10 protein-coding genes and 1 pseudogene are annotated in these 12,344 nt (G+C 69.3%); 8 read left to right on the top strand and 3 right to left on the bottom strand.

The annotated features are described in order from the left end of the window. Positions 1-358 precede the first annotated feature (358 nt). The gene (locus C3486_RS21470) at positions 359-1,699 is read left to right on the top strand and encodes an MFS transporter (RefSeq protein WP_103834398.1); all 1,341 of its coding nucleotides are present in this window, start codon (positions 359-361) and stop codon (positions 1,697-1,699) included. A gap of 106 nt (positions 1,700-1,805) precedes the next feature. On the opposite strand, the gene C3486_RS21465 is transcribed toward C3486_RS21470, so the two are convergent. After that, positions 1,806-2,150: a helix-turn-helix transcriptional regulator gene (locus C3486_RS21465; protein ID WP_103834373.1), complete on the bottom strand. Its 345-nt coding sequence runs from the start codon at positions 2,148-2,150 to the stop codon at positions 1,806-1,808. Between the two features lie 73 nt (positions 2,151-2,223). Here C3486_RS21465 and C3486_RS21460 point away from each other — a divergent pair, with 73 nt between their 5' ends. The 5 genes from C3486_RS21460 to C3486_RS21440 all read left to right on the top strand — a co-directional run bounded on the left by C3486_RS21460 (position 2,224) and on the right by C3486_RS21440 (position 7,200). Next, positions 2,224-3,546, top strand: a complete 1,323-nt coding sequence (locus tag C3486_RS21460) for an MFS transporter (protein WP_258052915.1) — start codon at positions 2,224-2,226, stop codon at positions 3,544-3,546. 45 nt (positions 3,547-3,591) lie between these two features. After that, positions 3,592-4,068 carry a hypothetical protein gene (locus tag C3486_RS21455; protein WP_103834372.1) on the top strand — a complete coding sequence of 159 codons (477 nt, stop codon included), beginning with the start codon at positions 3,592-3,594 and terminating at the stop codon, positions 4,066-4,068. 557 nt (positions 4,069-4,625) lie between these two features. Beyond that, entirely contained in the window at positions 4,626-5,381 is a 756-nt protein-coding gene (locus tag C3486_RS21450; RefSeq protein ID WP_146075033.1) for a hypothetical protein, read from the top strand. A gap of 184 nt (positions 5,382-5,565) precedes the next feature. Continuing rightward, a complete protein-coding gene (locus C3486_RS37390) occupies positions 5,566-6,081 on the top strand; it encodes a hypothetical protein (protein WP_181138638.1) in 516 nt (171 codons plus the stop codon). 609 nt (positions 6,082-6,690) lie between these two features. Beyond that, the gene (locus C3486_RS21440) at positions 6,691-7,200 is read left to right on the top strand and encodes a hypothetical protein (protein WP_103834370.1); all 510 of its coding nucleotides are present in this window, start codon (positions 6,691-6,693) and stop codon (positions 7,198-7,200) included. Between the two features lie 1,292 nt (positions 7,201-8,492). Here the strand turns inward: C3486_RS21440 and C3486_RS21435 are convergent. Continuing rightward, the gene (locus C3486_RS21435) at positions 8,493-9,566 is read right to left on the bottom strand and encodes a class I mannose-6-phosphate isomerase (protein ID WP_103834369.1); all 1,074 of its coding nucleotides are present in this window, start codon (positions 9,564-9,566) and stop codon (positions 8,493-8,495) included. Positions 9,567-9,951: 385 nt separating this feature from the next. Here C3486_RS21435 and C3486_RS21430 point away from each other — a divergent pair, with 385 nt between their 5' ends. Both C3486_RS21430 and C3486_RS21425 read left to right on the top strand, forming a co-directional pair. Then, positions 9,952-11,058, top strand: coding sequence for an acyltransferase family protein (locus C3486_RS21430; RefSeq protein ID WP_103834368.1), 1,107 nt, complete (start codon positions 9,952-9,954; stop codon positions 11,056-11,058). Between the two features lie 183 nt (positions 11,059-11,241). Further along, entirely contained in the window at positions 11,242-11,745 is a 504-nt protein-coding gene (locus tag C3486_RS21425) for an Asp23/Gls24 family envelope stress response protein (RefSeq protein ID WP_103834367.1), read from the top strand. 248 nt (positions 11,746-11,993) lie between these two features. Here the strand turns inward: C3486_RS21425 and C3486_RS21420 are convergent. Then, a pseudogene (locus C3486_RS21420) lies at positions 11,994-12,344 on the bottom strand (FUSC family protein); the annotation flags it as partial.

The following is a 12,344-nucleotide window of genomic DNA, read 5'->3' as shown; positions in this document are numbered from 1 at the left end:
CGGGGGCATGATCACCTGGTGGCTCTTCCTGCCCGAGCGGCAGGGTCACGTGAAGCACCCGGGAGCGGAGGCGCATGTCGAGCGCGCAGAACAAGAAGGCGGAACGGGCGGCGGAGGCCCCGGCGGGGGACCGGCGCCCGGTATCCGCGGTACGCCAACATGGTGCCGCGTCCGGGGTGCTGCTCGGTTTCCTCGCCTCCGCCCGGGGCGAAGCGGACTGCCTGCTGTCGGCTTGTCGACTTGGCCGGCGGGCGGTCAGCGGTGCCGCGAGCACCTGAGCCGATTCCTTGCGAGTGCGCATTCCGGAGAGGTCGGCGCGGCGGAATTGCCGTGCCCGTAGACGGGGAGATTCGTGATCATGACAGCTTCCAGCAAAGGGCCCGAGCCCGAGGGCGGGTCGGTTTCCGCTACTGGTGAGGCATCTCGTGCGGGCGCAGTGACCCCTCCGGCGCGCCCTGTGCGGCAGCTGTTCGCGGCCTCGGTCGGCAATGCCGTCGAATGGTACGACTGGTACACATATACCTTCCTCGCCACGTACATCGCCGCGCAGATCTTCCCCAAGAGCGCGTCGAACTCGCTGGTGCCGCTGCTGTCGACGTTCGCGGTCTTCGCGGTGGGGTTCTTCATGCGGCCCGTCGGCGGGCTGCTGATGGGCGCGGTCGCCGACCGGCGCGGGCGCCGTGCGGCGCTGACGGTGACGATTCTGCTGATGGGCGGCAGCAGCCTGCTGGTGGGCCTGACGCCGACGTACGCCGCCGCCGGCGTCCTCGCGCCGATCGTCCTCGTCCTGGCCCGGCTGCTGCAAGGGCTGTCGGTGGGCGGGGAGTTCGCCGCCTCGACCACGTTCCTCGTGGAGTCCGCCGGACCCGGCCGACGCGGACTCTTCTCCAGCTTCCAGTACGTCTCGACGACCATCGGGCAGCTCGTCGCGTCCGGCATCGCGGCACTCCTCGTCGCGAACCTCGCGCCCGCCACCATGGACAGCTGGGGCTGGCGGGTCCCGTTCGTGCTGGGCGCCGTTCTGAGCCTGGTGGGCTTCTGGGTCCGGCGCGGCGCGCACGAGACGCGCAGCGAGGAGCAGGCGAAGGCACCCCGCCCCGGCCTCTTCGAGGCGCTGCGCCGCCATCCGCGCGAGTCGCTCCTGATCTGCGGCATCACCGCGGGCGGCACGCTCGCGTACTACACATGGACCTCGTACCTGCCCACGTACGCCGAGCTCAACGCCGGGGTGACGAAGTCGGACGCGCTGCTGGCCGGCACCCTCTCGCTGACGTTCTTCGCCGTGCTCCAGCCCCTCACGGGCCTCGCCTCCGACCGCTTCGGGCGCAAGCCGCTGCTGCTGATGTTCGGACTCGGCTTCGCCCTGCTGAGCGTGCCGCTGCTGCGCGCGCTCGACGACTCCTTCGTCACGCTGCTGCTCGTGCAGTGCGCCGGCATGATCCTGCTGAGCGGCTTCACGGCCATCTCGGCAGCGGTGAACGCAGAGGTCTTCCCGGCCCGGGTGCGCGCCGCTGGCATCGGCTTCCCCTACTCCCTCACCGTCGCCCTCTTCGGCGGCACGGCTCCCTACATCGGCACCCTGTTCAAGGACCTGGGCCAGGCCGGCCTCTTCCCCGTCTACGTGGCCGTACTGTGCCTGGTGTCCTCCGCCGTCTACTTCCGACTGCCGGAGACCGCCCATCGGCCGCTGGAGCGGTAGGACGCGGGGCGCCGACTCGCGAAGACCACCGACCGACGGCCCTGCTCAGGAGCTGGATAAGGGAGAAGGCGCCCGCTCAACCGTGTAACGGCCGGCCTGTGCCGTCTCACCAGCCGGCGATCACGTCACGCCCTTGCGGGACGGCGATGTCGAGGAGCCCGGGGAAGCGGGCGTCGAGGTCTTCTCGGCGGAGCCGGTTGAGCCGCCGGGTTCCCTCGTCCCGCTGGCGGATCACGCCTGCTTCCCGGAGGACCTTGAAATGGCCGCTCTGGGTGGACTTGCTGACCGGCAGCGCGAACGTCGTGCACGCCAGTTCGCCGTCGGGTTCGGCCTCTGCGAGCCGGGCGACGATGGCCAGACGCACCGGGTCGCTCAGGGCTGCGAGGACGGTGGTGAACTGCAGTTCGGCGCGGTCGGGGTGCACAAGTTTCGTCGCGGTACGGCTGGCCATGTCTGCAGCATAACCAATCATGTTCGGGGTTGACGAACATCTGCTATGTTCGTGAAACCCGAACATGATGGCTGTGGAGGAACGGATGCCGCTCGATCGCCTCACCGCCGCACACAGCGGTCGGACACCACGCCGCGACCACCGGGCCGAGCCCTCGGTCTGTCCCCACACGGATCAGGACACGCGGGCCAGGCCGGGTGGGAGGTGGAGGTTCTGGGGTGCGGCCTATGCGCTGCTGATCCTGCTCACCGGTACGAACCTGCCGACGCCGCTGTACCGGGAATACCAGGCGCAGTTCGGATTCTCGCCGCTGGTCGTCACGCTGATCTTCGCGGCATACGTCGCCGCTCTCATTCCGTCCCTGCTGGTGGCCGGCCCGTTATCGGATGCGGTGGGCCGCCGGAAGGTGCTGCTGCCGGCGGTGGTCCTGGCCGCACTCGGGTCGATGGTCTTCGCCCTCGCCGAGGGCACGGCGTGGCTGTTCGCGGCGCGCATCCTGCAGGGGCTTGCGCTCGGCGCGGCCTCGGGGCCGTTGACCGCTTCGCTGGCAGAACTGGAGCCCACCGGGAACCGGCGCAAGGCCGCACTCGTGGCAACCGTGGCTTCCGTGGGCGGCCTGGGTCTGGGCCCGGTACTCGCCGGTCTGCTTGCTCAGTACGCTCCGGCGCCGCATGTACTGCCGTTCGTCGTCGAGATCGTGCTGCTGGTACCGGCGGCGGCAGTGATCATCGCTCTGCCGGTAACCCGCCCGGCGACTCGATGGCGCCCCCGCCGGCCCGAAGTCCCCACCGAGGCGCGGGGAGCCTTCGCCACCAGTGGAACGGCCGGTTTCCTCGCGTTCACCGTCATCGGACTCTTCCTCACGCTGATCCCCACCTACGTGACCACCCTGTCGGGCAGCAAGAATCTGCTGCTGGGCGGCGCAGCCGTGGCCCTGATGCTGGCCTGTTCCGTGCTCGCCCAACTCGTCGCCTACGGACGGCCGGCCCGGGCCCTGGAGCTGACCGGCCTCCCGCTGCTGGCCACCGGGCTGGTGGCGCTGGCCCTCGCGGGTGCCGTGTCCTCGCTGACGCTGCTCCTCATCGCGACGGTGGTCGCCGGCACCGGGCAGGGGCTGGTGTTCCTGGGCGGCCTCACTGCGGTCAGCCAAGCAGCTGCGGCCGAGCGTCACGCCGAAGTGCTGTCCAGCTTCTACGTGATCGTCTACCTCGGTGTCGGCCTGCCCGTCATCGGAGTCGGCTTCCTCGCCACCGTTGCCGGTCTCCTTGCCGCAGTCCAGTACTTCGCAGGCGGCGTCGCCCTGCTCTGCGTGACCGTACTGATCGTCCTCGCCCGAGTACGTCACCGTGACCCGGCCATCCGGTCAGCCGCGCCGTTCCGCACCGCTGACGACTGACAGCGGGCCACATAGGTCACAGCCCAATTCCTCCCGGAGGTCCCCGTGGACACCACCGAACTCGACAACGCCTATCGGCACCTGCTCGCCGCAGCGGGAGTGATCGGCGATACCGCCCCCTTGGCGCCGGATTCCCGATCCGGCATCGACTGGACACTGAGCCACATCGCACTCAGCGACCGCATACTCGCCGCCGCAGCGCGTGATGTGCTCACCGGTCTTCCCGCCATCGTTGACAACCGCGAGGCCATGGACGAGGCCGCGATCAGCTCATTGATCGCCTCGACCACCCACACTCAGCGCGTCGACCTCGTGAGCCGCAACGCCGCAGACCTGAGTGCTGTGCTCCGGGCGACCCCCGACCAGGCCGCCGCCATACCCGTGACACTCCGCCTCGTCAGCCGCGAGGGCCGACCACTGCCCGAACAGCGTGTGCCCTGGGGCGACTTGATCCGCTTGCGCGCTACCGAGCATCTCCCCGGACACACGACGAGGATCCGCCTGCTCGCCTCCGCGCAGTAGCTCCTCCCGCACGAGCGGCTTGCTCTTCTGGCCGTCGGGGCGGGACCTTCCCGTCGGCCAGGAGTCCGGCAGGGCCGTGGACGGGCGGGCCGAGCGCCGGGCCCTCAGCAAGCGCGCTCCGCGTGACGGGCGCCCGCCTACGCTGCTGTCCATGACGATCGACTGGAGCGAGCGCACCTGGCCGGCCCCGATGCCAACGTGGAACTCGCGAAGTTCGCGGCCCGTCTGGAAGACGGCACCTGGGAGCCGTCGGCGGCAGGCTCAGAGCTGCCCGCACGGTCGACGACCGGAGCGGGCTCGGGATTGACCACGCGTGTCAGCAGGGCATCCTGGCCCTGGGCATCCCGCGCCGCGGGGGAGACGCCGGCTTCGCTCGACTGCTGGCCTTCCTGGCATACCGGCCCGAAAAGTATCCGGGCCTGTCACCGCAGATGCGGGTCCTCGTTGGCGTCATCCTCCGTACCGAACAACCCGAATGGGGCCCTGCGGGCAGCCCCAACATCTGAGCAGTGTCTGCCGATTGGAACTGATCAAAAGATCGGCTCATACTGCCGTTCATGATTGGTGCGCCTGCGACGACGATGCTGAGCAACAAGTACACCAAGTGCCGCTTAGGGCGTTCAGACCTTGTCGCACTCTTCTCGCTCGCGGCGGGACCGATCTCGGCGACGAACGCGACCGTGACGACGGTGCACAACAGCACCCGTTGGAGCGCCCGCTCTCTGGAAGACCTCATACGCGATATCACGTCCGCCCCTGGCTACGACGATCGCGTCCGCTGGGACAACCTTCAGTACAGCGCGAAAGATCCGGCCGGTGAACTGGAGGTCGCTCTCGACATCCGCTCCCGCAAGATCAGCGTTGACATCAGCGGCTCCAACGAAATCCTTGTACGTGGCCAGGAAGCCCGCATCGAACTGTTCCTGCGCAACAGGGGAGCCGAAGGACCCCCCGTAAGGGATTACGGCACTCTGCACGAGCTGGTGATGATCTCCATGTGTATGTTGATGATCGTTGTCCCTTGGAAGGGCAACCAACAACATGCGCCGACCGGAACCACGGCGCCGACCGGGTCCAGCAAGGTCGACAGCTGGATGGTCGTAGTGGAGTGCTGCCTCGCGGTCGCGATGCTCATGTTGGTGCCGACCTTCCTCTACATCCGACGAGCCCAACTCAAGGTTCTCGAAGACATCCCGGCTGGGTCAGTCTGGAGCCGCTTGACAACGACAGAGAAGTTCTCCGCGGTCGGCATCTACGCAACTGTGCTCGCTGGGGTGGCTGCGGCCGTGTCAGCGGTGACGGACGTGCTGTAGCGCTCGACCGTTTGCCTGCCGGCCCAGGGGCCTCCTCGCTACGGTGATCATTATGACCGCCTTAGAGTTCATCGTCGCGATAAAGCGGCCCTTCACCGTCCTCATTGTCCTGGCCTTCTTCGGCGTCGTCCTGTGGCGCAGCCCAACCTTCGGAGATCGCTGATTTCGGCTGGAGGCCGCCGGCATGGCGCTGGAGGCCCGTACCCAGGATCTGGAACAGGATCTGGTGGCGGTTTCCGCTCCCCCGCCTCAGCCGGCAGAACAAGAAGACTCCGCGAACCCGGTGGTTGTCACGGGGAGGCACGGCGGGACCATCAACTTGGCAGTGGGGGAAGGCAACGGAGTCGACCGCGATGCCGCCTACCAGCTGGGCATCCAGCGACTCGTACATTCAGCTGCAGAGTGGGGGTTCGGTGCGGCAGAGGCCGGCTTCCCTACGGTACCGCCGCTTTCTATCGAGTGGACTGGCGACGGGCCGTCGCTGAAGTACCCGGGCCGAGACATCTTCAGCTATCTCGCAGGACGCTTCGAAAATGATGAGGAACTGGAAAGGGCAGTCATGCAGCTCCTGGCCCGTGCCACGGGGGTGGACCTTGCTGACAGGACCGCAGCGCTGAACATCTTGCAACGACGTCGCAAGTACAACAGGTATCACGGCCCGAACCGCAGCCGACTCGTGGACGGGCCCGCTCATGAATAGACGTGAACCGGCAGCGGAGCCGGGATGCCGCCCATCGAGCGCAGGACGAAGGCCCGGCCCTCGAAGCGTGGATATCGGGCCCTGCACGCCGGAAAGCGGGGTCCTACTTCCGCTGCCGCGGCTGCTCGGCTAGCCCTTGCCGCTCTCCTCGTCGTTGTCCTGGAAGGCTTTCAGCTGCTCATTCATCTCCTGGATAGCCTGGTCCTTGGTCGTCCACCTCTTCGGCCTACGCTCACCCACTGCAAGCTCCTCTCGACGAGGCGCACGGCCCACGCCGGGCCGCGCTGCCCACGATCGGACGCTAAGCCGCGGAGACCCGCCCGCCGTTCGAGAGGCCGGCTGCTCAGGCAGGCGAGTGAGAGATGTTGTCGGGCAGGCCCGTCCATTCGCCTCTGCGGCTGGACGGGCCCATTGCCGTCAGGAGGCTGCTGGAGCCGACTCGGTCAGGGGCCGGCGTCGTAGGCGGAACGGCGAAACAATGGGGTACCGCGCCCTGGTGGGCCGTAAGGCGTGGTCCCACTGCTGTGGCTGTCCGCCTCATCGCCTTCGTCAGCGGCCGACTGCGCAAGCCTTGGATGAGCCCGCTAGCTGCCGGGCAGACTGTTACGCGTGAAGATGACTACCGACTTTGCGACGGCAGTGTCAGCTCTAGCCCCAGTCATCATGCTGGCGGGATTTGTCGAGATGATCCCGTATGCCAAGCAGGCCCGAGAGAGGGGCATCGAAGCTGTACGGACCAAAATGGAGCCACTGGAGGGCGAGGGAACTTGGCGCCACATGCGCAGGTATTCTCGCGGAGTGCTGCTCCCGCTAGTGATGACAATAGCCTGGCTAATCATGGGAAGCGTGCTCGTCGGCGTGGAGATGCAGTCGTTAGCTTACCTGGCGGGCCAGAAACCAACGATAAGCTCATCCGACCGTGCAGAAGACATTTATCGGTGCATACAGATGGGGATGGTCCTCCTGGTGGTCACACCGCTCACCTACTTCATAAAGATGGATTCCGGCATTTTTAAGGCCCAAATGGCCGCCCTGGCCGATGAAGAGCCGGAACGGCGATCTGAAAACGCAAAGCCCAGGCCGCGTAGCGGGAGCCGGGGTAAGCGCCCCCGTCGCTAAGGGTGCCCATGCCGGCGGTGCGATCCCGTTTCGATTCCGGGAATGTCGGGGTCGCGCCCGCCGCGCGCATGCGTACCCCCGAATTGAAATCACCTCAAAAACAAGCACCCCGAGTAGGGGTTCCCTCCGCGTCTCCGACAGCACGACAGTGAAGGTGGATGAACGGCGAGATCAACAACTGAACTGAGATTGAAGATCGAACACTGAACGCCGAACACAACAAGATCAAAGATCTAAGATCTGTGAACCGCAAGGACGCTGAGCATTGCCGTTTGTCGCAAAGCTCGTGCCAGGTGCAAATCCCCTCGCCTCCCCACAAGGAAGCGCCCGCGATAGGGGTCGGAGTGACACGCCGTACCAGCCCACGCTAGAGGCGCACCCCAGCCCCGAACCACCGCAGCTGACGGGCGGTCAGCAGTGCCCATCGGGTCAAGTCCCCCGACGTCCTTCGGTACCGCTGGACAGCCGACTATAGGCGCGTAAGTTGGCCGGGCCGTCCCACTTGATCTTGGCTACGAGCGCGTACCGCACCGGCCGACTCACAGACCGCAACCGTCCCGGGCGCGCGAGTGCACGTGCGTTCACGCACGCGCGGGCGCCCCTGGCCAGCCCGCACGGCTCGAACTGAGCAGCCGTCAGGTCAGGAGGCTGCTGCGAAGGCGGGGAAACGGGGCACGCGGACCGCTCCGATGAGTGCTCGGAAGCGGCGAAGGCGAGGCTGTCGCAGCCGGCGCTCGCGAATTCCGTCAAGCCCATCGTCGATCGGGAGCCACCCATCGGCGAGCTTCCCTTTGGGGCAGCCGTCAAGTTATAGGCGTTCATCGCGAGCGGTGCCCGATTTTGCGAGGATTTTTGGTGCGGACGGACGCAGTCTCGGTGGGAGCCTGCTTGGAGGTCTGCTGCCGGTACGGGGCGGCACATGACGGCGGGCGCCGCTCCTCCGTGGGACGAGGGGGAGCGGCGCCCGGTCTTGTGGTTCTGTCAGACGAGCCAACCCACGAAGTGGACGACGCCGGCCAGCAGGTTGGTGAGGAAGTTCATCTCGTCGTTCTCCTTGTGCATGGTGCATTTTCTGGGACACGCCCCCGCTCCGGAAAGGGACTTCGGCCGGGGGCGGCGCGGTGACGGTCTGCAGCCCGTCGCTTGCGCCCCGTAAGCTTCGCCTGCCTCAGGCAACTAAAGAAAGCCCTTCCGGGACTGATCACGCGTTCCGGGGAACAACCGCTCCCGTGTTCGCGTGTTCGCAAGGCGAAGGGGCGGCTGTTCGCACAAGGCGAGACTGCGTCGCGGGGTCAGATGGGGACCTCGCCGAGTGATGTGATGGCTGCCGGGGCGTGGCCCGCGGTCAGGAGTGGGGTGCGGACGTCGTGTTCCAGGTCGGGGAGGTAGCCGATCAGTACGTCGGCGGGGCCGTGCAGTTCCACCCGGCCGAGCGCGGCGGGCAGCAGCAGCGTCTCGGCACGGCCGAGGGGTTCGCTGCCCGTGCCGTACGCCACGGTCACCGGGGGCCCGGCGTTGCTCAGTACCAGGGCGGTGTCGAACGAGCGGACCAGCGGCGGCGATTCTGCCGCGGCCGGGGCCTGCCACCGCTCCAGTGCGAAGTACGGGCCCGCGCAGAGCATCCGGCCCGTCCAGCCGCCGGACGACGGAAGCCGCAGCCCGGGATGGAACTCCGGGCGGTGCTCCGGCACCCACTCCGCCAGCAGGGCCTCGATGTTGGCCCGCCACGCGCTCTCGTCCAGCGCCGAGCCGTCCTCCATCCGGTGCCGCATCGCGTGCTGCTGGAGGTCCGAGGTCTGCTCGATCTCGTAGACCAGCGTGTCGGGCCCGAAGCGGTGCGGCGTCCCGCCCGGTACGTACAGCGTGTCGCCCGTGCGTACCGGCAGCCGCCGCAGCACCGCGTCGAAGTCCTGGTCGAGCAGCGCCTGCCGCAGCCGCTCGCGGTCGACCCCGGGCAGCACGCCCGCGTACGCGGTGGTGCCGGGCGGCGCGTCGAGGATGTGCCACGCCTCCGTCTTGCCGTTCGGCTCGCCCTCCCGTTCGCGGGCCGCGGTGTCGTCGGGGTGCAGATGGACCGGGAGCGGGCGGTGGCCGTCGATGAACTTGGTCAGCAGCGGGAAGCGCGGGCCCCGCCAGCCTCGGCCCACCAGCCCGTCGGGGTGCTCGTGCGTCAGCCGGCGCAGGGTCTGCCCGGCCAGCGCACCGTTCCCGATCCGGGCGCCGTCCCCGTCCACGTCGCTGACCTCCCAGGTCTCCGCGACGGGTCCGTCGGGCATGCCGCCCCGGCCGAGCCCGTCGGGAATGGCGCGGCCGCCGAAGACGTGCTGTTTCACGGGCGTGGTCAGGCGCAGCGGGTACCAGTCCATGCGGCCAGTGTCACGCGCGGCGGCCGCCTACGCAGCGCGCCGCCACGGCCCGGCGCGGCGCATGCCCGGTGAAGATCCGGGTACCCGGGCTGATGCGCTTCCTGGAGCGGAACGGTACGGATCGATGCGCTTGCGGGAGAGCGCACCGATGCGCCTCGTGGGAGAGCACGCTGATGCGCCCCATGGGGGAGCGGGTCGGTGCGCCCCATGGGGGAGCGGGTCGGTGCGCTTCGTGGGGGAGCGGGCCCTCTTCGGCTCGGCGGGCGGCGCCGTGGGCGGTGCCGGGAGCCGGGTGCCGACACACGGGGAACCGCATTCGACGCCGGGCCCCACGGGCCCCTAGGGTCGCAGCGGGCGGAGTCGTGGTCGTCGCCGAGGAGGTCATGTGGGACAGCGCTCGCCGGACGGACAAGGAGCGGGGCGGAACCCGTTCTTCGACAACGCGAAGCTGCTGGCCATGGTGCTGGTCGTGGCCGGTCACGCCTGGCAGCCGCTCAAGGACAGCCACGCGGTCTGGTCCGCCTACCTGTTCCTTTACATGTTCCACATGCCGCTGTTCATCATGATCTCCGGCTATTTCTCCCGGAGTTTCGTGCTCAAGCCGGAACAGGGCAAACGGCTCATCACCGGCGTCGCCGTCCCGTACCTCGTCTTCGAGACCGCGTACACGCTCTACGGCAACGTCGTCGACGGCCGGCACAACGACCTCAGCCTGCTCTCGCCGTGGTACCTCACCTGGTTCCTCGCGGCGCTCTTCGTGTGGCGGCTCACGGCGCCCCTGTGGCGGGCGATGCGCTGGTGGGTCGCGGTCGGACTCGCCTTCGCCGTCGCGCTGGTCGGCGCGGCCACGTCGGTGAGCGGCATCCTCAACCTCGACCGCGTCCTGCAGTTCCTGCCGTTCTTCGTGATCGGCCTCGTGCTGCGCCCCGAGCACTGGGAGCTGCTGCGGGCACGGTGGGTACGGATCGCGGCCGTGCCCGTACTGGCGGCCGGTGCGGCCGTGGCGTACTGGGCCAAGGGCCGCATGACGGCGCAGTGGGCCATGCACAACCACAGCTGGGGCGAATTGCACGTCTCCTGGCCCGTCGGCGTGGCGATGGTGCTGGCCACCACGGCCTGCTCGCTCATCCTCTCCGCGGCGTTCCTGGCGCTTGTGCCGCACCGCCGTACCTGGTACACCTCGCTCGGCGCCGGCACGCTCTGCGCCTACCTGCTGCACGGCTTCTTCGTGCGGACCGCGGCCTGGAAGGGCTGGTTCGACGCGGCGTTCTGGCACACCCCGGCCGGTGAACTGGCCGTCACCGCCTTCGGGGTCGGCCTCGCGCTGGTGCTCACCTCGGCGCCGGTGCGCCGGTTCTTCCGGCCGGTCATGGAGCCCCGCATGGACTGGGCCTTCCGGCTGCCGGCCGTACGCCGTCCGAAGGCCGAAAAGCCGGCCGAGGAGACCCGCGTACCGGCCACGGCCGGGAGCGGCCGTGCGACCGGCGGCTGACCGATCGGCGGCCGTGCGACCGGCGGCTGACCGGGCGCTGGCCGATCGGCGGCTGGCCGGCCGGGAAACTGACCGGCCGAAGAAGTCCGGCGGGGCGCGTGACGCGCGCGGCGGGGGCGGGTCCAAGCGGACGAGAGCGGGTGGCAGTCACCGGAGCGCCCCCGCCCGACCGAGGAGAGCCCCATGACGCAGCAGCTGAACGCCACCGAGGAGAGCGCCGCCGCCTCGCCCAAGAGCGGCACCGCCGGCGGGAGCACCACCGTGAGCGGCGGCGCCACCGGAGCCGGGCGGCCCGCGGCGACGCGCGGCAGGACCTCCATCGCCGACGTCGTGGTCGTGAAGATCGCGGGCATGGCGGCACGGGAGGTGCCCGGGGTGCACGACATGGGCGGCGGGCTGTCGCGCACGTTCGGCGCCGTCCGCGACCGGGTGCCCGGCGGCCGCCCGAACGTCGGCCGCGGCGTGAAGGTCGAGGTCGGCGAGCGGCAGACGGCCGTCGACCTGGACCTGGTCGTCGAGTACGGCGTGCCGGTCACCGACGTGGCCCGCGACGTACGGGAGAACGTGATCGCCGCCGTGGAGCGCATCACCGGCCTGGAGGTCGTCGAGGTGAACATCGACGTCAACGACGTCCACCTGCCGGAGGACGACGACGCGGCAGCGGCGGCCGACCCGCGCGTGGAGTGAGACCCCGGCGACCCCGCGCCGCGGACCCGGCCCCCACCGCCCGCACCGGCCAGCAGGCCACACCGCCCGCACCGGCCAGGCCACCTCGGCCCCGGCCCGCCCGCACCGGCCTCACAGCCCAGGCCACCTCGGCCCCGGCCCGCCCGCACCTGCTCCGCCCGCACCGGCCTCGCCCGCCCACGCCGCACCAGCCCGGCCCGTCGGGCGCCGCAAGGCACGGCCCGCCGGGCGCCGCGTCCGGGCGGGGGTCAGCCCGTCGACCCCACGCTGCGTCCCGCGACCGGTACGTCCAGGGGCCGGGCGAGGCCGACCACGCCCTCGTCCAGGCGTTGGAGGTGGCGCAGGACGCGGTAGGTGACCGTGCCGGTGCGCGGCGTGCCGGTGTCGTCCACGTCCAGGATCGAGGCGATGCTCGCGCCCGCGGTGACCTCGCCGCGGGCGCTCTCGTCCACCACGCGCGCCACGATGACGTCGATGTTCCGGGCGATGCGCTTGCCGGCCCGCTCCAGACGCGGGTCGGCGGCGACGGTCTTGCTGTACGGCACCAGCTCGGCGGTGGCCGCCAGCGAACGGGCGTGGTACGCGCAGGTCTCCAGCAG

The sequence above is a fragment of the Streptomyces sp. Ru73 genome, assembly GCF_002920575.1.
Taxonomy (GTDB): domain Bacteria; phylum Actinomycetota; class Actinomycetes; order Streptomycetales; family Streptomycetaceae; genus Streptomyces.
The sequence above is the reverse complement of the archived record's forward strand: the minus strand, read 5'-3'. Positions and strand labels throughout refer to the sequence as shown.